Raw genomic sequence first — 20044 nt, 5'->3', positions numbered from 1 at the left:
CAGATGCGGCCCTTATGATTAATTGATACGAGCGCCGGAACCGCCCTCTTCCAGCGGCCCATCCGGATCGGCGGGCAAGACGATATAGACCCCTTCAAACACCGCGCCACACTCATCATTGCCAAAAAGCTCCACTTCAAGCTGCACACGCGCTTTGCGTCCGCGCGCCAGACGATCGAGATCGCCGCTTAGTGAGCCGAGGTCGGCAATCGCGCCAGGTCGTCCACTGATGGGATGGCTGTAGCGAATGTGCGCATCCGCCAGAATAATGGTGCCGCCAAGATGACGCTCACGCAGCAGCAGCCAGATCAATCCCCAGCCGGTCAGCGTTGCCAGCGAGAACAGGCTGCCAGCGAACAGCGTCTGGTGTGGATTCTGGTTGCCCGCTTCAGGCATGGTGGTGATGAATTTCTGGCCGGTAAACTGCAGAATACGGACACCCATCTTCTCGCTGAGCGGGATGTGATCATACCAGGCCTGTTGCAGCTGGCCGCACCAGTCGGCACGATGCAGGATATCATCGAGCGTAACCACTGGCTTGATCATCAAAAAGTGGCGTACCGGCGTCGTCTGCGGCGCGGTAATCTCGCCCTGATTGATGTAACCGAGCTTAGCGAAGAACGCGACGGCATCTTCGCGGGCGCTACAGGTCACCCGCTTAGCCCCTTCCTGACGCGCCACGGACTCCAGGGTCATCGCCATCAGCGTACCCAGCCCTTTCCCCTGCACCGAAGGATGAACAGCCATGAAGCGGATAGCGGCCTCATTGTCGGCATTGATATAGAGACGGCCAATGGCGACCGGATCTCCCTGCTCATCAACCACCATCTGGTGATGCGCCAGGGCATCCCAGGCGTCACGTTCCGATCCCTGCGGCTGACGCAGGGGTTTACGCAACATCTCCCAGCGGAACTGATAATAGATATCCAGCTCTTCCGCCGTCTGTGGCACGCGAAGGTGGTACATGTAATGTTTCTCCCGCTCGGATAGGTGGCCTGTTCCCTGCCGCTCAGCTGACGATCTCACACCTGCAACCAGAACGTCACAGGCCCATCATTCACCAGCGAGACCTGCATATCTGCAGCAAAACGGCCGTTCGCCGTGGTAATCCCCTGCTGGCGACAGTAGTCGCTGAAATAATCATACAGACGTTCGGCTTCAGCAGGCTCAGCGCCTCCCGAAAAGGAGGGGCGCATCCCTTTTTGTGTATCTGCGGCCAGCGTAAACTGCGACACCACCAGCACACTTCCGCCCGCCTGGCGGACACTCAGGTTCATTTTGCCCTGCTCATCACTAAAGATGCGATAGCCCAGTACGCGTTCTGCGAGACGTTCCGCACGCGCGTTGTCATCGCCCTTTTCCACGCCCAGCAAAACCAGTAAGCCGGCGCCGATTTCGCCGATCACGCCCTGATCGACGCTGACGCTGGCGCGCTGCACGCGTTGAATCAATGCAATCATTTTTCCTCGCGTTGCTCTTCTTTGTATTGCTGTTTTAACTGCCGATAGTCGGCTAACGCTACGGTTATTTCCGCGCCTAACAACACAATACACCAGGTCCAGTAGACCCAGAGAAACAGAATGGGGATCACGGCCAGTACGCCGTAGATCAGCTGATAGGAAGGGAACATAGTAACATAGAGCGCAAAGCCCTTTTTACCCAGCTCAAACAGCGCACCGGCGACCAGCGCACCAATCAGCGCATCGCGTGGCGGCACGCGCTGGGTGGGAACGATGCTGTAGAGCAACCAGAAGGCGAGCCACGACAGCAGAAGCGGGAAAATGCGCAGCATCTGATCGACCAGGCTGGTGACGCCGGTCGCGTTAATCCAGCGCAGCGACAGCAGATAGGAGCTGATCGCCAGGCTGGCACCGGCCAGCAGCGGGCCGAGCGTCAGGATCATCCAGTAGACCGCAAAGGAGTAAACCATCGGCCGCTTCTTGTTGCTGCGCCAGATGGTATTCAACGCGGTATCGACCGAATGCATCAGCAGTAAGGCGGTTACGATCAGGCCGACTGCGCCGACCGCCGTCATCCGGTTTACGTTAGCAACAAACTGCTCAAGATAGCGTTGCAGCGTGTTACCAGCAGCAGGCATCAGATTGTTAAAGACAAACTGCTTCAACTGCACGCTGATATCAGAGAAGACCGGAAACGCCGCAAACAGGGCAAACACAACCGCAATGAGTGGTACCAGCGCCAGCAAGGAGACATAAGCCAGATTACCGGCCTGGGTCGTCATGCCATCCTCATCAATACGTTTCCACAACAGTTTGAGCCACAACCAGAACGCGTGCAGCCCGGGACGAAATTTACGTGACATCATGAGTTACTGTAGACCTGCAAACCAGTTGGGTACCGTTTTACTGTCAGTAACCAGTACACTTTCAATACCCAGGGCGCGGGCCGCCTCAATGTTCTGTGGGTTATCATCAAAGAACACCGCCTGATCGGCAGTCATACCTTCTGCGTCCAGCACATGCTGATAAATCCGGGCTTCCGGTTTACGCATGCCCAGTTCCTGGGAGAGATAGATTTTATCTGCCGCCTGCTGCACATCCGGATACTGGGTCGGCCAGAAGTCGCAATGCAGTTTGTTGGTGTTCGAAAGAATCACCACCCGATGACCTTCCAGCCGCAGCCGGTTCATCAGCGCCAGGGTTTCCGGACGTACGTCGACAAAGACTGCCTGCCAGCCTGCCGCAAACTGCTCATAGCTCAGCGCGATTTCCAGCTTTTCACACAGCGCCAGCGCGAAATCTTCATCGCTGATCTCGCCACGCTCGTGTTGTTCAAATGCTTCATCCATCTGGAAATGGCCTTGCAGCGAGGCCAGCGGTACACGACTAAAGTCACTCCAGACACCCAGCACGCGGTTAAAGTCGATATCGATAATCACATTGCCCAAATCAAAGATATACAGCATGGTGTCTCTCCTTCTGTTCCCTGGAGTATTCACTCTAGCGGCAAAAGTGCAGGCTGAACAGGCACGCGCGGAGAGAAAAGCGTAAACGCCAGAAGGTGGCTAAAGTGCGCAGCAACTCACACAAATATTCGCTGGCCCGGCTGGAGAATCCCGAATTGCAGGCAAAAAAAAGCCCCGCAAGCGGGGCTCTTTATCATTTAAAGGCGCAGTTATGCGTCTTTAGGACCACGTGAAGCACGTTTACGGTCGTTTTCAGTCAGGTGACGTTTACGGATACGCACTGACAGTGGAGTCACTTCGACCAGTTCGTCATCATCGATGAACTCGATCGCCTGTTCCAGCGTCATTTTCTGCGGTGGAACCAGGGTCGTTGCTTCATCAGTACCTGAAGCACGCATGTTGGTCAGTTTCTTACCGGTCAGACAGTTAACTGTCAGATCGTTAGAACGGCTGTGAATACCGATGATCTGGCCTTCATACACTTCTGCACCATGGCCCAGGAACAGCTTACCGCGATCCTGCAGACCGAACAGTGCGAACGCGACCGCTTTGCCCTGACCGTTAGAGATCAGTACGCCATTCTGGCGCTGGCCTACTTCGCCCGGACGGATATCGTCGTAATGGCTGAAAGTAGAGTAGAGCAGACCGGTACCGGAAGTCATGGTCATGAATTCGTTACGGAAGCCAATCAGGCCACGGCTTGGGATCACGTAGTCGAGACGTACGCGGCCTTTGCCATCCGGATCCATGTTTTTAAGATCGCCTTTACGCTCGCCCATGGCTTGCATAACGGAACCCTGATGCGTTTCTTCGATATCCAGCGTGACGTTTTCGAATGGCTCCTGTTTACGGCCATCGATTTCGCGGAAGATAACTTTCGGACGGGATACCGCCAGCTCGAAACCTTCACGACGCATATTTTCGATCAGAACTGACAGGTGAAGTTCACCGCGACCTGATACGCGGAACGCGTCAGAGTCTTCAGTTTCTTCAACACGCAGTGCCACGTTGTGAACCAGTTCTTTGTTCAGACGCTCAAGGATCTGACGTGAAGTCACGTACTTACCTTCTTTACCGCAGAACGGTGAGGTGTTGACGTTAAAGAACATGGTTACAGTTGGCTCATCGACGCTCAGTGCTGGCAGCGCCTGCACGTTCTGTGGATCACAGATAGTGTCAGAGATGTTCAGCTCGCCCAGACCGGTGATAGCAATGATATCGCCCGCTTCTGCCAGATCGCTGTCGATACGCTCAAGACCCAGGTGAGTCAGGACTTTACCGACTTTACCGTTACGGGTTTTGCCTTCGCTATCGATGATAGTGACTTGCTGGTTAGGCTTAACTTTACCGCGCTTGATACGGCCGATGCCGATCACGCCCAGGTAGTTGTTGTAGTCCAGCTGAGAAATTTGCATCTGCAGCGGGGCATCAGACTCAACCTGCGGAGGTGCAACGTGGTCAACGATTGCCTGGTACAGCGGGGTCATATCGTCAGCCATGTCGGTGTGCTCAAGACCTGCAATACCATTCAGCGCAGAGGCGAAAATGATAGGGAAGTCGAGCTGTTCGTCAGTGGCATCCAGGTTTACGAACAGGTCAAATACCTGATCAACAACCCAATCCGGACGCGCACCAGGGCGGTCTACTTTGTTGATAACCACAATCGGCTTCAGACCATGCGCGAACGCTTTTTTGGTCACGAAGCGGGTTTGCGGCATAGGGCCATCCATCGCATCTACAACCAGCAGCACCGAGTCCACCATGGACATGACGCGCTCAACTTCACCACCGAAGTCGGCGTGTCCCGGGGTATCAACGATGTTGATACGGTAGTCATTCCACTTAATGGCGGTGTTTTTTGCGAGGATGGTAATCCCACGCTCTTTCTCCAAATCATTGGAGTCCATCACGCGCTCTGTTGCTTCGGTACGGGCATCAAAAGTACCGGATTGTTGCAGCAGTTTGTCAACCAGGGTGGTCTTTCCATGGTCAACGTGCGCGATGATGGCGATGTTACGCAAATTTTCGATCACAGCTTTGCCTCAGGCATTAGAAATAGCGCGTTATTGTACACTGATTAAGCGGAAGACTGAACACCATCACACTTTTCACTGAAAGTTTATTAGATAGACGCAAATTTGCCCTGTTCCCGGTGCAGAAAATGCACTAAGTTGGTCTTATGCACCAAAATAGTGCCAGAAGATCACCATAAAGCACCTTAATGGTGCAACAAAACCACCGTGGTGCAGCCGCTTTATGACAAAAAGGTGCAGCACAAGGCGATTTAAGCAACATCGGGAAAGTTGGCACAGAATTCGCTTTATCTAAATCAAGCGTAAACGCCAGTCAGATGTCGGTTGAAGAGCGTGCCGGAAGAGGTTGGTCAGGGAGTGGTTTTCCCGCAACGGATTCCGGAAACGACGTTTCCTCGCCATGTAGATAATGAAAGACCATTTCCAGGAGAGTTGAGTATGTCCGCTGAACACGTTCTCTCGATGATGAACGAGCATGAAGTTAAGTTTGTTGACCTGCGTTTTACCGATACTAAAGGTAAAGAACAGCACGTTACGATCCCTGCTCACCAGGTAAACGCTGACTTCTTTGAAGAAGGCAAAATGTTCGATGGTTCGTCTATTGGCGGCTGGAAAGGCATTAACGAATCAGACATGGTGCTGATGCCTGACGCCACCACGGCAGTCATGGATCCTTTCTTCGAAGATTCTACGCTGATCATCCGTTGTGACATTCTTGAGCCAGGCACTATGCAGGGCTACGACCGCGATCCACGTTCTATCGCTAAGCGCGCTGAAGATTACCTGCGCTCTTCCGGCATCGCGGATACCGTGCTGTTTGGACCAGAACCAGAATTCTTCCTGTTTGATGACATCCGTTTCGGTTCATCGACTTCCGGTTCACATGTGGCTATCGACGATATCGAAGCGGCATGGAACACCGGTAAAGAGTACGAAGGCGGTAACAAAGGTCACCGTCCAGGTCTGAAAGGCGGCTACTTCCCGGTTCCACCAGTAGACTCATCACAGGACATCCGTTCTGCCATGTGTCTGACAATGGAGCAGATGGGCCTGGTTGTTGAAGCGCATCACCACGAAGTGGCGACTGCAGGTCAGAACGAAGTGGCAACCCGCTTCAATACCATGACCAAAAAAGCCGACGAAATTCAGATCTACAAATATGTCGTGCATAACGTTGCCCACGCTTACGGCAAAACGGCGACCTTTATGCCGAAGCCAATGTTTGGCGACAACGGTTCAGGCATGCACTGCCACATGTCACTCTCTAAAGGTGGCCAGAACCTGTTTGCCGGCGATAAGTACGGCGGCCTGTCTGAAATGGCACTGTTCTACATCGGCGGTATCATTAAGCACGCTAAAGCGATCAACGCCCTGGCGAACCCGACGACCAACTCTTACAAGCGTCTGGTCCCGGGTTACGAAGCACCGGTTATGCTGGCTTACTCTGCCCGTAACCGTTCAGCCTCAATCCGTATCCCGGTTGTTGCCAGCCCGAAAGCTCGTCGTATCGAAGCGCGCTTCCCGGATCCAGCGGCTAACCCATACCTGGCGTTCACCGCGCTGCTGATGGCTGGCCTGGATGGCATCATCAACAAAATCCATCCTGGCGACGCGATGGATAAGAACCTGTATGACCTGCCACCGGAAGAAGAAGCTGAGATTCCAAAAGTTGCAGGCTCTCTGGAAGAAGCGCTGAACGCACTGAACGAAGACCGCGAGTTCCTGACCCGTGGCGGTGTATTCACTGACGAATCGATCGATGCTTACATCGAACTGCGTAAAGCAGAGATGGATCGCGTTCGCATGACGCCACACCCGGTTGAGTTCGAGCTTTACTACAGCGTCTAACTGGTCAAACGATTTTGTTGCCGTGGAAACTTTTAGCCCATCTCCGGATGGGCTTTTTTCTCCGCGAATTCACCGTTCATTCGCCCTCTTTTCGGCTTTAAGACTAAAATGCACCTAATTAGTGCAGAGGAACGTTGTATGGCAACTGGCTCTCTGCCCGATGCAGGGCAGATTCTCAACGCTTTAATCAACAGTATTTTGTTGGTGGATAACGATCTGGTTATTCATTACGCCAACCCGGCGGCGCAGCAATTACTGGCGCAAAGCTCACGCAAACTGTTCGGCACGCCGTTACCGGAATTAACTGGCTACTTTTCGCTGAATATCGAGGTGATGCGCGAGAGTCTTGAGGCTGGCCAGGGATTTACTGACAGTGAGGTCACGCTGGTGGTAGATGGTCGCGCGCACATTATGTCGCTGACCGCCCAGCGGTTACCCGATGGCTTAATTCTGATGGAGATGGCGCCGATGGATAATCAGCGTCGCCTCAGTCAGGAGCAGTTACAGCACGCCCAGCAGGTGGCCGCTCGCGATCTGGTTCGCGGCCTGGCCCATGAGATTAAAAATCCGCTGGGCGGATTGCGCGGCGCGGCACAGCTTTTATCCCGCGCCCTGCCCGATCCCTCGCTGAACGAATACACCAAAGTGATTATTGAACAGGCAGACCGGTTGCGGAATCTCGTTGATCGTCTGTTAGGGCCGCAGCAGCCGGGCATGCACATCACGCAGAGCATTCATCAGGTGGCCGAACGGGTGGTCAATCTGGTGTCGATGGAGCTGCCGGAGAACGTCTCGCTGGTGCGGGATTATGATCCCAGCCTGCCGGAACTGCCGCACGACCCCGACCAGATCGAACAGGTGCTGCTTAACGTGGTACGCAATGCGCTTCAGGCGCTGGGCGACGACGGTGGCACCATTATTATCCGCACCCGCACGGCTTTTCAGCTGACGCTGCACGGCACGCGTTATCGCCTGGTCGCACGAATTGATATTGAAGATGATGGCCCCGGCATTCCGGCCCAGCTGCAGGATACGCTTTTTTATCCGATGGTCAGCGGACGTGAAGGCGGAACCGGTTTAGGCCTCTCCATCGCCCGTAGCCTGATTGATCAACATTCAGGAAAAATAGAATTTAACAGTTGGCCGGGACACACCGAATTTTCGGTTTACCTGCCTATTCGCCAGTGAGGTTTCTATGCAACGAGGGATAGTCTGGATCGTCGATGACGATAGCTCCATCCGCTGGGTGCTTGAACGCGCGCTCACTGGAGCCGGTTTGAGCTGCGCGACTTTTGACAGCGCAAGCGAGGTGCTGGATGCCCTCTCAACCAAGACCCCGGACGTTTTACTGTCAGACATTCGCATGCCCGGTATGGATGGTCTGGCGCTGCTGAAACAGATTAAACAGCGTCATCCGATGCTTCCGGTCATCATAATGACAGCGCATTCGGATCTGGATGCCGCCGTCAGCGCTTATCAGCAGGGTGCCTTTGATTACCTGCCTAAACCGTTTGATATCGATGAAGCCGTTGCGCTGGTTGAACGTGCTATCAGTCACTATCAGGAGCAGCAGCAGCCGCGTAATCAGCCGGTCAGCGGACCGACCACCGATATCATTGGTGAAGCTCCCGCGATGCAGGATGTGTTCCGCATCATCGGACGGTTATCGCGCTCTTCGATCAGCGTGCTGATCAACGGCGAGTCAGGTACCGGTAAAGAGCTGGTGGCGCATGCGTTACATCGCCATAGCCCGCGCACCAAAGCGCCGTTTATCGCGCTGAACATGGCGGCGATCCCCAAAGATTTGATTGAGTCAGAACTGTTTGGTCACGAGAAAGGTGCCTTTACCGGAGCGAACCAGATTCGTCAGGGCCGTTTTGAGCAGGCGGATGGCGGCACGCTGTTTCTGGATGAGATCGGTGATATGCCGCTGGATGTGCAGACCCGTCTGCTGCGCGTGCTGGCCGATGGTCAGTTCTATCGCGTCGGTGGCTATGCGCCGGTGAAAGTGGATGTGCGTATTATCGCGGCGACCCACCAGAACCTGGAATTACGCGTACAGGAAGGCAAGTTCCGTGAGGATCTGTTCCACCGCCTGAATGTTATTCGCGTGCACCTGCCGCCTCTGCGTGAGCGTCGTGAGGATATCCCGCGTCTGGCGCGTTATTTCCTGCAGGTAGCGGCCCGTGAGCTGGGCGTGGAAGCGAAGATTCTGCATCCGGAAACCGAAACAGCCTTAACCCGGCTGCACTGGTCCGGTAACGTGCGTCAACTGGAGAACACCTGTCGCTGGCTGACGGTGATGGCTGCGGGTCAGGAAGTGCTGATTCAGGATCTGCCCGGCGAACTGTTTGAATCCAGCACCCCGGAAAATCCGGTGCAGTCGTTGCCTGACAGCTGGGCAACGCTGCTGGCACAGTGGGCCGATCGTGCCCTGCGTTCCGGTCATCAAAATCTGCTGTCGGAGGCACAGCCAGAGATGGAGCGTACGCTGCTCACCACTGCGCTGCGTCATACGCAAGGCCATAAGCAGGAAGCGGCACGTTTGCTGGGCTGGGGACGAAACACGCTGACGCGCAAGCTGAAAGAGCTGGGCATGGAATAAGCGGTTTGGTACGGGCTGGCGTCATCTGCCAGCCCGTTTCTTCAGATAACGCGAGAGAACTGCTGCTGACGCGCTTTCTGGCGCAGATAGCGATCAAAGCACATGCAGATATTGCGGATCAGTAACCGGCCAATCCCCGTCACCTCCAGTCCGCCAGCCGTTTGTACCACCAGCCCGTCAGCGATTAACGGTTTCAGCAGCGCCAGGTCCTCAGCAAAATAGTCACTGAAGCAAATTCCCCATTGTGTTTCCGTCGCGGCGAAATCCAGCGAGAAGTTACAAATCAGCGTTTTAATCACGTCACGCCGCAGGCAATCATCATCGGTTAAGGCGATACCGCGCCACAGACCATTTCCCTGTTGTTCCACACAACTGTACCAGGTATTCAGGTCTTTCTGGTTCTGCGCATAACTGTCGCCAATCATGCTGATAGCAGAGACGCCAAGCCCCAGTAAGTCACTGTCGCCCTGCGTCGTGTATCCCTGGAAATTGCGATGTAACTGCCCTTCACGCTGCGCGATGGCCAGCTCATCCTGCGGCTTCGCAAAGTGATCCATTCCGATAAACTGGTAGCCCTGCTGAGTCAGCGTCGCAATGGTCTGCTGCAGGATATCCAGCTTTTGCTGAGCGGTAGGCAGTTCATCCTCTTTGATTTTACGCTGTGCCGCGAACATCGCCGGCAGATGCGCATAGTTAAACACGCTAAGGCGATCCGGGTTCAGCGCCAGGACCCGCTCCAGTGTCCAGGCAAAGCTGGCGGGCGTCTGCAGGGGCAAACCATAGATCAGGTCGATGCTGGTTGAACTGAAGCCCTGTTCACGGGCGCGCGCCATCAGACCGAAAATGACCTCTTCGTCCTGCATCCGGTTAACCCGTTCCTGCACCGATTTATTGAAATCCTGCACACCCATACTCAGACGATTGAACCCCAGCGATCGCAGGTGATCAATCACATCAAGCTCAATTTCCCGGGGATCAACCTCGATCGACATTTCGGCATCATCGGCCACGCTGAAGTGTTGCTTCAGCAAACCGACCAGGCGCGAGATCTGCGCATTGTCGAGAAAGGTTGGCGTGCCGCCACCCCAGTGAAGCTGCGTGACCTGACGCTGACGAAACAGCGGCGCACGCTGAATAATCTCCTGCTCAAGCACATCCAGATAGCGGTCCGCTTTGTGGCGCTGACGCGTCACGATCTTATTGCAGCCGCAGAAGTAGCAGAGACGATGGCAGAAGGGAATATGGACATAAAGCGACAGCGGACGGTCGGGATAACGCGCTACAGCACGCTGGAAATCAGTTTCCGCATACTGCGCGCTGAACTCCAGCGCGGTGGGATAAGAGGTGTAACGCGGGCCAGCGTAATTGTATTTTTCAATTAACGCCTGATCCCACTCAATCTGCTGCGATGGCATGCTCACTCCTTCCGGTGACGTCGTCTGAGAGAAGGTCGCGAAGAAGAGGAGATGAAAGGTGAGCGGGTTGAGACCCGACGTAAACGTTGCTTCAGCCGCGACAGGCGTCGTAGTTTAAACAATAACCACAGCAGATAACATGTCGCCAGCAGCGCGAAAATTGATCCAGGCCAAAACATTGTTGTTTACCTGATAAGCGCGGCATGCGGAAACCGCATGCCGATCAAATTTGCTTAGTTGCCCTTCAGCAGACGGTACATATCTTCTTCTGCCTGCTCATCTTCGGCATCATCCATCACAATGCCTAACTGCTCCATCAGTTCGTCGATACGGTCCAGCGAGGCATCCAGCCAGCCCTGATCTTCAGCCGACAGCGTTTCGCCATTTTCCAGCCGATCCAGCAGCGCATCCAGACGCTCGTCATTTTCCAGCTTCGCCAGCTCTTCTTCGGGCGTCAGGCGCACTTTCTTCTGAGCTGCTGGTTTTTCCGCGCTTTTCTTTGGCTTAACGGCTGCGGTTTTCCCCTCAGCAATCAGGGCAACCGGCTTTTTACTGCCGATGCGTGGATCTTTCACGTTGTTCGCCTGACTTCCGCCATTGCTTTCGGACGCCGCCGGATTAGCACGGCTGCCAGATGCATGTCCGCGATGCTTTTTATCACGTTTACGATCGCGTGCTTCATGGTTGATATCGTCACGCGATTTGCGTTTGGCTTTAACGGCAGGTTTGCCGTGAGCAGCTCGTGCAGGTTGCTTCATAGTATTCGGTCCCGGCTTTTTTTATTCAGTATAGAATTGCGGCGAAATCTAGCAGAAAGTAGACAAAGAAAAAAGGCGACAGCTCAAGCTGTCGCCTTATTTCATACCTTCATAGGAAGGAATCATATTTTAAGTCCTTTTCGGCTCGTAACATCCCGGTCAATCCCGCGCCTGCTCAACTCCTGAGCTTTTCCTTATCCCTGTCTGGTCCGCAATCCCTGACCCATTTCCATTCCACCGCTCAAAACCCTCCTGGTATCCCTGAGCGCATCATCCTGATGGGTGCTGCCGTGCACTGCACACTAATGTAGACCAACTGGTAAAAGCCTCAAGCCAGCGCCGCAAATAGTTCGTTCGAAAAAAGAACGATTTATTTTAATAACTTGAATTGTATGAATTTTTATTTTTAGTAAGTAAAGTAAAAAGCGAGATAACCCGCAGCCTCAATGGCAAATCTCTTACAAAGCTGACCGATAAGACGCGGTTGAGCACTTTAGCGCCATAACGCGTATAATCGCCCGCATTGCCTTAATGCGTTTTCTGGAGTGTCACCTTGTCTGAATTGAATTATCACGTTACCCACTTTGTCATGAGCGCGCCGGATATCCGCCATCTGCCTGCCGATACCGGAATTGAAGTGGCTTTCGCTGGCCGCTCGAACGCGGGAAAATCGAGTGCGCTGAATACGTTAACCAATCAGAAAGGTCTGGCGCGTACCAGTAAAACGCCGGGACGTACGCAGCTGATAAACTTGTTTGAAGTAAAAGAAGGTAAACGTCTGGTCGATCTGCCGGGTTACGGTTATGCCGAAGTGCCAGAAGAGATGAAGCTGAAGTGGCAGCGCGCGCTAGGTGAATACCTGCAAAAACGTCAGGCGCTGAAAGGCCTGGTGATCCTGATGGATATCCGTCATCCGCTGAAAGATCTCGACCGTCAGATGATCCAGTGGTCGGTTGAAAGCGGCATTCCGGTGCTGTTGCTCCTGACTAAAGCAGACAAACTGGCCTCCGGTGCCCGTAAAGCGCAGCTCACTGTCGTGCGTGAAGCCGCACTCGAATTTGTTGGTGATGTGCAGGTAGAACTCTTCTCATCGCTGAAGAAAATCGGCGTGGACAAGGTTCGTCAGAAGCTGGACAGCTGGTTTAATACGCTTGAACCGGCCGTTGAGGATCAGGACGCGGAAGAGTAAGTAACCACCCTTTGCCGCTGAAGCTGGCGGTACCAAAAGCCCAATAAAAAACGCCCCAGTCACAGAATGACTGGGGCGGCTAAATTCAGCCAAATCCGATTACGTGAAGTAAAAGGTCTGAAAGATAGAACATCTTACCTCTGTACCCTACGCGACGAACTTTACCTGATTTTCTGTACGTGACAAAGGCTTTTTTGTTGCTTACTTACATCAAACAGGACTTTTTTTACCATGCACGTCACAAAAATAGCGTTGTGATGTAGTTTAATGACGAAAAAAGTGTTTAGACGATAAGTAGTTAGAAAATCGCGTCCTCTCAGTGCCAGTTTTCACCACGCTAAACCGATTAACTAAACGATTTTCTTATACCTGATGACTGGCCGATCCCGCTCTGCGGAACCGACCTCAGGCCGTGAATCAGTGGGCTTCATCCCAGTTGTTACCGACCCCGACTTCGACCAGTAAAGGGACATCGAGCTGGACGCTGCCTTCCATCAGCGCACGGATTTTCTGGCTGGCCTCTTCAACCGCCTCCGCTTTCACTTCGAATACCAGCTCATCGTGAACCTGCATGATCATTCTGACGTCATTATCCTTTTGCTGTTCCAGCCACGCATCCACAGCAATCATCGCGCGCTTGATAATATCCGCCGCCGTTCCCTGCATTGGTGCATTGATCGCGGCACGTTCTGCGGCTTTCCGGCGAATGGCGTTGCTGGATTTAATATCTGGCAGCCACAGTCGACGGCCTTCCAGCGTTTCGACATAGCCATTACTTGCTGCCAGCTGGCGGGTGTTCTCCATATAGCGCAGCACACCCGGATAACGTTCAAAGTAGAGGTCCATATACTTTTTCGCTTCGCCCGCACCGATATTCAGCTGACGCGACAGGCCAAATGCACTCATGCCATAAATCAGACCAAAGTTGATCGCTTTGGCGCTGCGACGCTGTTCGCCGCTGACCTTATCCAGCGCCACATCAAACACTTCAGATGCCGTGGCGCGGTGAATGTCTTCGCCCTGAGCAAACGCGTCCAGCAATCCTTTGTCCTGAGAGAGGTGCGCCATGATACGTAGTTCGATTTGTGAATAGTCAGCCGCCACAATGCGATGGCCTTTAGCCGCCACGAAGGCCTGACGGATCCGGCGTCCTTCGTCATTACGCACCGGGATGTTTTGCAGATTCGGATCGGCAGAAGATAAGCGTCCGGTAGCAGTAACAGCCTGATGGTAAGAGGTATGCACACGCCCGCTTATCGGATTAATCATCAGCGGTAATTTATCCGTATAGGTCGACTTAAGTTTGGATAAACCGCGATGCTCCAGAATCACCTTGGGCAGCGGATAGTCGAGTGCCAGCTCAGCTAACACCTCTTCGCTGGTTGATGGCGCACCGCCCGGCGTTTTCTTCGTGGGTTTGATACCCTGTTTCTCAAACAGGATCACCTGAAGCTGCTTGGTCGATGAGAGGTTAAAGGGTTCCCCTGCCAGCTCATGTGCTTTTAACTCAAGCTCTGCCAGTCGGGCAGTCAGCTCTTTCGAGTGTTGCGCCAGAATGGATTGATCGATCAACACGCCATTGCGCTCAATCCGGGAAATCACCGTCAGCAGCGGCATCTCAATCTGCTCGAAGACTTTTTTCGGGCCCGCTTCTTTCTCCAGCTCTGGCCACATCTTAAGATGTAACTGCAGGGTCACATCGGCATCTTCGGCCGCATAATGGGAGGCCTGCTCTAACGCGATTTGATTGAACGTCAGCTGATTTTTGCCTTTACCGGCGATCTCCTGGAAGGTGACCGTTTTATGGTTAAGCCAGCGAGCGGCCAGGCTATCCATGTCATGTTTCCCCACCACGCTGTTGAGAATATAAGACTCAAGCATGGTGTCGAATTTGATACCGGCCAGTTCAATGTCGTAGTTCTTCAGCACGCCACGATCATATTTCAGGTTCTGGCCCACTTTCCAGGCGTTTTCATCTTCCAGTAGAGGCTTGAGCTGTGCCAGCACGGCTGCACGATCCAGCTGATCAGGCGCATCGAGATAATCATGGGCAACCGGCAGATAGGCGGCTTCACCAGGCGCCACCGCGAAGCTGATACCCACGATGTTAGCGCTCAGGGTATCCAGCGCGTCGGTCTCAAGATCAAAAGCAAACACTTCGCTGTTTTTCAGCTTCTCCAGCCAGCTATCAAAGTGTTCCTGATCCAGGATCGTGACATAACCCTCAGTCGGTAACACGCTGCTGGTTTCAACGACAGCGACTGGTTCATCGGACAGCGCTGTTTGCGCCTGAGTATGACTCTTTTTGCCCTGCAGCCATTTACCGTCCTGCAGGTCGCTCAGCCAGCGTTTGAACTCATAACGGCTGAACAGGGTCTGCAGCGCCTCGACATTGGGTTCAGTGACCGTGAGCTCTTCACAAGGCAGCGCCAGCTCGACGTCCGTCTTGATGGTCGCCAGCTGGTAAGAGAGAAACGCCACATCACGATTCTGCTCAAGTTTGGTCGCCATGGTTTTCGCGCCACGAAACCCGAGATCCGCTACCTTGTCCAGATTGTCATAGATCGTCTGCATGCTGCCCAGGCCCTGCAGCAGAGCCTGTGCGGTTTTCTCACCCACCCCCGGCACGCCAGGGATGTTATCTGAGCTGTCGCCCATCATGGCCAGAAAATCGATGATCAAAGCGGGCGGCACACCATATTTCTGCTCAACCTCTTCAGGTCCCAGAATGGTATTGCTCATGGTGTTAATCAGCGTGATCGCTGGGGTGACCAGCTGCGCCATATCTTTGTCGCCGGTGCTGATTAGTACTGAGAGCCCCTTTTTCTCCGCTGCCAGCGCCAGCGTACCGATGACATCATCGGCTTCAACGCCGCTTACAGCCAGCAACGGCAGCCCCATCGCCCGCACCATCTCATGCAGCGGCTCGATCTGCGCCCGCAGATCGTCTGGCATCGGCGGACGGTGAGATTTGTAATGCTCGAACAGCTCATCCCTGAAGGTTTTGCCTTTGGCATCGAACACCACAGCAACGTGACTTGGATTGTATTGCGCCAGCAGGCTTTTCAGCATGTTGAGCACGCCGTACATGGCGCCAGTAGGTTCACCTGCACTATTAGTCAGCGGCGGAAACGCGTGATACGCGCGATAAAGATAGGATGAGCCATCAACCAGAATGAGGGGATTTTCTGCTATTTGCGCCATAAGTCTGTGTTGTCTTCGTTGCTATGGGTTGGTCTATAAGGATGCCACAAGCTGGCGGAAATGGTGAACTAAGGCGTAGGATATGTGGCGTTTTTGACGGTTATGGAGGGAAGATCGCAACGATCATTCTGTGGATAACTTTGTGCGTAAAAATTATAACGCGCTGTATTTCAGGATATTAAATGTTTTAACCCTCAATAAAATTTATATTTTTCATATGGTTATTTAATTTCCGTGACCCGATCGGCAATTTTAATTACGCGATCCCTTGTGTGGATATTAAATTTATGCCCTGGAGATGGACAAAATTTTCGTCTCTGTTCAATGGCATAAAAAAACGCCAGCAGAGCTGGCGTTAAATAAGGTGGTAAGGCAGATTACTTCTGGCTTACCAGGAATTTAACCACGTTTGCGTAATCAGCAACGAAATTGTCCATAGAGCTGGTATCGAGGCCGCCGTTGTTCACCATATATTTGCCATTCACGAACATCGCTGGCACACCGCGCAGATCAACATCCGCAGCGGCTTTCTGTTGTTGTGCAACAAGCGCTTTTACAGCAAAGCTGTTCCAGGCAGCATCGTAGTCAGCAGCGGAGATACCGGCCGCTTTGACAAAAGTCTCTTTCAGACTGGCAGGATCGGTGATGGTCTGCGTTTTCTGGATGCCATCAAAGATCGGTACTGTCACCTTATCTTCAACGCCCAGCGCCATCGCAACCGCCCAGGCCTGAGTCACAACCGGTCCCAGATCACCACCAAGGAAATCGACGTGGTATTTCACCAGTTTGGTATCAGCAGGCAGATTCTTTTTCACCGCGTCATTGACGTGATAAATACGTTCAAACTGATAGCAGTGCGGGCAGAAGAAGGAGAAGAACTCCATCACCTGAGGTTCGCCGGCCACGGGTTTCGGCAGACTTACATATTGTTTACCTTCAGTGAACTGGGCAGCAGACGCGCTGAATGCCAGCACTAAACCCATCAGTGCAAACCAAATTTTTTTCATCGTGAAAAATTCTCCTGACTACGTCATTAATATTGCGGTGTCAGCTGCAGAGGAGGTTCCTGCAACAGCTTCTCCTGCTCGGTAAAGAGTGAAATTTGCCTGCGCCAGAAATCTTCATCTGTCATCCAGGGGAAAGCGCGGGGAAAAGCGGGATCCTGCCAGCGTCGGACAACCCAGGCCAGATAATAAACCATGCGCATAGCGCGTAAAGGTTCAATCAGTGACAATTCATTAATATCAAAATCACTGAATTCACTGTAAGCCTCCAGCAGAATATCCCACTGAATACGCTGTTCCTGTTTGTCGCCGCTGATCAGCATCCACAGATCCTGTACCGCCGGGCCATTACGGGCATCATCCAGATCGACAAACAGCGGTCCATCACGCCACAGGATATTACCCGGATGGCAGTCGCCATGTAATCGTAGCGGCTCCCACGTGGTGTGCCACTGTTGCTGCAGCGTGTTACCCAGCTTATCGATCGCCTGTAACAGCGCAGCCTTAAGCGATGCAGGCACTAATAGTGATTGCTCCAGCACCTGCCGGGGTTCATGCAGGTACTCATCCAGACCCATTGTCGGCCGCTGGCTAAACAGCGCTTTACGCCCGGTCTGATGAATACGGCCCAGGAATCGGCCTACCCATTCCATTTGATCTTCGTTGTCTGTCTCATATTGCCGTCCACCCAGACTGGGAAATACAGCAAAGAAGAAGCCAGCATGGCTGTGCAGCGTCTCGCCCTTTAATCGCAATGGTGCAGCGATGGGCACCTCGTCAGCCAGCAGATCGAGCGCATACTGATGCTCCTCAGCAATCTGTTCAGCACGCCAGCGCTGTGGGCGATAAAACTTCGCGACATAGCGACGTTTTTCATCATCGCTGAATTGGTAAACCCGGTTCTCATAGCTGTTCAGGGCTGTCAGACCTGATTCGACGCGAATTCCTGTATCCCAGAGCGCATCAAGTAATACGTCGGGATTCAATGTCTGGAAGTTAAAAGCAGCGTCGCTCATCATGTTACCTGTAGTTGCCCTTGCATTTAGCTGCCAAGGATAACACTACTCGTCCTGTTTAATGACCCCCCGTGCGCGGAGCAGAGCTGTTTTGAAATCAACTTCATAGTCTTTTTTCAGGCCAGGGATCTCATCATCGCTGGCTGAGTCACGCATTTTGAGATGGTAAATTAATACATCATCGGTTAATTCACTTAACGGGCCACGGAATCCAGATTCCTGAGCCAGTTTCTGCAAAAATGTGATCAGATTCAGGTCAGGCTCTTTTTGCCAGGCGGGTTGCAGCAACTCGATCAACTCGTTTAAACGATGGCATTTCATTCAGGTTTCTCCCGTATTCACAGTGCATCATAAGCGAGGGCACAGTCATGACAATATTAACCGGCATCATTCTGGCCGGTGGTCAGGGTCGCCGTATGGGCGGTCAGGACAAAGGATTAGTGCAACTGGATGGCAGGCCGCTTTATCAGCATGTCCTCGAACGGCTCAGGCCACAAGTCGACATTGTCATGATTAATGCCAATCGCAATATTGATCGCTATCAGTTAAGCGGGTGTCGGGTTGTGCAGGATGTTTTTGATGACTATCCGGGGCCGCTGGCTGGTATCTACAGTGCGCTTCTCGCCATCGACGGTGAATGGGCCGCTTTTTGCTCCTGTGATACGCCTGCAGTGCCTCTTAACTTCGTTGAAAGGCTGGCCGAACAACGTGGAGAGGCACCGGCAGTCTGGGTACGCTCACAGTCGCGCGATCATCCGACGCTGGCCCTTATTCACCGTGATATGGCTGCGCCACTCTATGACTATCTTCAGGCTGGTGAACGACGTCTGATGCACTTCCTGCGCGATCATGGCGGCCATGCTGTTCAGCTGGATGATGATGAGGGCGCTTTCCGCAATATCAATACGCCCGATGATCTGAATCATACTTCATCAGCTAACTGAATCGGGAATAGTATCGACTAAATTCAAAAGAGTGAAAAACAGGTAACAATGTGTATTTTTTAATAAAAATAAAGGAATTCTTTTTTATCATGAATGCAAAGATAAATTGCTCTTATTTTTAAAATCACAATTACATCTTAGTTTGATTTTTTTCTAAAATAAATAAACTTGTTAATGGGAAGGAAGTCAGTAACTTAAATTAAATGGGCAATAATAATGATTATTGCCCAAGCTCTTCAGGGAGCTATCAACCAGCGGCGAGGATATTCGTCCACACTGAATCCGCGCGGGCCACTGAGTCAGCAGTACCCTCAGCAGCACCGACTACCAGGCCAAAAACAGCGCCCCAAATGCCGCCAAACAGTCCGCCAATAACACCCTGAGCTGGAGCCAGAATACCGCTGGTTACGCCATCGGTATTCGCAGAGATGTTATATCCAGCCCACGCAACGCCCATTGCGCCAGCAATCATTCCGACGAATGCACCACCCACGCTATCTAAAAATCCAGTGGAGGCGGCACCTGATACTAATTCTGTTTCAGCGATAGTAAGTTCTTTCATTCTAATCATCCTTAAAATTTATTAATAAAAATTGAAATATATCGAAGACAATTATTCTAATTAATTGTCTGGCGTAGTTTCGGCTAATGACCAATGGATGTAAATAGAATAAAATCCATTCATTCTGAAGGCATGCATTTTATCTGTTATCAGATTGGTTATTATTTTCATCCTAAATATCCGCAACTTATTAAGTCATATAATATTAAAAAAAATCAAACTGATATTTATTCTAGCTTTTATCTGTTGATTGTCATAATAGTCGATATAAAGGAGGTCACTAACTATTCAGAAGGAAGAAATGGTGGAACTAAGGATTACAGAAAGTGAACTTACAGGTTAATACTACTGCTAAATACAGCAAAATTCAGACGTAAAAAAGCCCCGCACAACTGTGCGGGGCTTCTTCACTTATTTAATGCCTGGCAGTTCCCTACTCTCGCATGGGGAGACCCCACACTACCATCGGCGCTACGGCGTTTCACTTCTGAGTTCGGCATGGGGTCAGGTGGGACCACCGCGCTAAAGCCGCCAGGCAAA

General features: G+C 52.4%; 17 protein-coding genes and 1 rRNA gene. 5 read left to right on the top strand and 13 right to left on the bottom strand.

The window, feature by feature from the left end; genetic code table 11:
- Positions 1-18: 18 nt before the first annotated feature.
- The 5 genes from fabY to typA all read right to left on the bottom strand — a co-directional run bounded on the left by fabY (position 19) and on the right by typA (position 4959).
- On the bottom strand, positions 19-966 hold the full coding sequence (gene fabY / locus ACN1CO_RS21710; protein WP_090967234.1) for a fatty acid biosynthesis protein FabY: 948 nt from the start codon (positions 964-966) through the stop codon (positions 19-21).
- A gap of 56 nt (positions 967-1022) precedes the next feature.
- A complete protein-coding gene (dtd, locus tag ACN1CO_RS21705; RefSeq protein WP_419140639.1) occupies positions 1023-1460 on the bottom strand; it encodes a D-aminoacyl-tRNA deacylase in 438 nt (145 codons plus the stop codon).
- Positions 1457-2326 (bottom strand): virulence factor BrkB family protein, encoded by an 870-nt coding sequence (locus tag ACN1CO_RS21700; protein ID WP_419140638.1) that lies wholly within the window; start codon positions 2324-2326, stop codon positions 1457-1459. Before ACN1CO_RS21700 ends, dtd begins: the two co-directional genes overlap by 4 nt.
- A gap of 3 nt (positions 2327-2329) precedes the next feature.
- Positions 2330-2926, bottom strand: a complete 597-nt coding sequence (yihX, locus tag ACN1CO_RS21695; protein ID WP_419140637.1) for a glucose-1-phosphatase — start codon at positions 2924-2926, stop codon at positions 2330-2332.
- 209 nt (positions 2927-3135) lie between these two features.
- Positions 3136-4959 (bottom strand): ribosome-dependent GTPase TypA, encoded by a 1824-nt coding sequence (gene typA / locus ACN1CO_RS21690; protein WP_419140636.1) that lies wholly within the window; start codon positions 4957-4959, stop codon positions 3136-3138.
- A 438-nt stretch (positions 4960-5397) separates the two neighbouring features.
- Between typA and glnA the strand changes: the two genes are divergently transcribed.
- From glnA to glnG, 3 genes are all read left to right on the top strand, one after another.
- Positions 5398-6807 carry a glutamate--ammonia ligase gene (gene glnA, locus ACN1CO_RS21685; RefSeq protein ID WP_013359533.1) on the top strand — a complete coding sequence of 470 codons (1410 nt, stop codon included), beginning with the start codon at positions 5398-5400 and terminating at the stop codon, positions 6805-6807.
- Positions 6808-6945: 138 nt separating this feature from the next.
- On the top strand, positions 6946-7995 hold the full coding sequence (gene glnL / locus ACN1CO_RS21680) for a nitrogen regulation protein NR(II) (RefSeq protein ID WP_008926971.1): 1050 nt from the start codon (positions 6946-6948) through the stop codon (positions 7993-7995).
- A 7-nt stretch (positions 7996-8002) separates the two neighbouring features.
- Entirely contained in the window at positions 8003-9412 is a 1410-nt protein-coding gene (gene glnG / locus ACN1CO_RS21675; RefSeq protein ID WP_010258440.1) for a nitrogen regulation protein NR(I), read from the top strand.
- Positions 9413-9453: 41 nt separating this feature from the next.
- Here the strand turns inward: glnG and hemN are convergent, their stop codons facing one another.
- Positions 9454-10827 carry an oxygen-independent coproporphyrinogen III oxidase gene (gene hemN / locus ACN1CO_RS21670; protein ID WP_419140635.1) on the bottom strand — a complete coding sequence of 458 codons (1374 nt, stop codon included), beginning with the start codon at positions 10825-10827 and terminating at the stop codon, positions 9454-9456.
- Between the two features lie 233 nt (positions 10828-11060).
- Entirely contained in the window at positions 11061-11585 is a 525-nt protein-coding gene (gene yihI / locus ACN1CO_RS21665) for a Der GTPase-activating protein YihI (protein WP_419140634.1), read from the bottom strand.
- A gap of 553 nt (positions 11586-12138) precedes the next feature.
- Here yihI and yihA point away from each other — a divergent pair.
- Positions 12139-12774 (top strand): ribosome biogenesis GTP-binding protein YihA/YsxC, encoded by a 636-nt coding sequence (gene yihA / locus ACN1CO_RS21660; RefSeq protein ID WP_090967241.1) that lies wholly within the window; start codon positions 12139-12141, stop codon positions 12772-12774.
- Positions 12775-13191: 417 nt separating this feature from the next.
- Here the strand turns inward: yihA and polA are convergent, their stop codons facing one another.
- From polA to ACN1CO_RS21640, 4 genes are all read right to left on the bottom strand, one after another.
- A complete protein-coding gene (gene polA / locus ACN1CO_RS21655) occupies positions 13192-15978 on the bottom strand; it encodes a DNA polymerase I (protein ID WP_419140633.1) in 2787 nt (928 codons plus the stop codon).
- Between the two features lie 377 nt (positions 15979-16355).
- Positions 16356-16985 carry a thiol:disulfide interchange protein DsbA gene (dsbA, locus tag ACN1CO_RS21650; RefSeq protein WP_003850731.1) on the bottom strand — a complete coding sequence of 210 codons (630 nt, stop codon included), beginning with the start codon at positions 16983-16985 and terminating at the stop codon, positions 16356-16358.
- A gap of 26 nt (positions 16986-17011) precedes the next feature.
- Positions 17012-17998: a serine/threonine protein kinase gene (locus tag ACN1CO_RS21645; RefSeq protein WP_419140700.1), complete on the bottom strand. Its 987-nt coding sequence runs from the start codon at positions 17996-17998 to the stop codon at positions 17012-17014.
- Positions 17999-18043: 45 nt separating this feature from the next.
- Positions 18044-18319 carry a YihD family protein gene (locus tag ACN1CO_RS21640; RefSeq protein WP_419140632.1) on the bottom strand — a complete coding sequence of 92 codons (276 nt, stop codon included), beginning with the start codon at positions 18317-18319 and terminating at the stop codon, positions 18044-18046.
- A gap of 47 nt (positions 18320-18366) precedes the next feature.
- On the opposite strand from ACN1CO_RS21640, the gene mobA reads away from it, so the two are divergent.
- Positions 18367-18942 (top strand): molybdenum cofactor guanylyltransferase MobA, encoded by a 576-nt coding sequence (gene mobA, locus ACN1CO_RS21635; protein WP_419140631.1) that lies wholly within the window; start codon positions 18367-18369, stop codon positions 18940-18942.
- Positions 18943-19189: 247 nt separating this feature from the next.
- Here mobA and ACN1CO_RS21630 read toward each other — a convergent pair whose 3' ends face one another.
- Both ACN1CO_RS21630 and rrf read right to left on the bottom strand, forming a co-directional pair.
- Positions 19190-19504 carry a hypothetical protein gene (locus ACN1CO_RS21630; RefSeq protein WP_419140630.1) on the bottom strand — a complete coding sequence of 105 codons (315 nt, stop codon included), beginning with the start codon at positions 19502-19504 and terminating at the stop codon, positions 19190-19192.
- Between the two features lie 420 nt (positions 19505-19924).
- Positions 19925-20040: ribosomal RNA gene (rrf, locus tag ACN1CO_RS21625) — 5S ribosomal RNA — on the bottom strand.
- Positions 20041-20044 lie beyond the last annotated feature (4 nt).

Origin of the sequence: Pantoea sp. R13S299, from assembly GCF_048515925.1 — a bacterium.
Classification (GTDB): Bacteria; Pseudomonadota; Gammaproteobacteria; order Enterobacterales; family Enterobacteriaceae; genus Pantoea.
The sequence above is the reverse complement of the archived record's forward strand: the minus strand, read 5'-3'. Positions and strand labels throughout refer to the sequence as shown.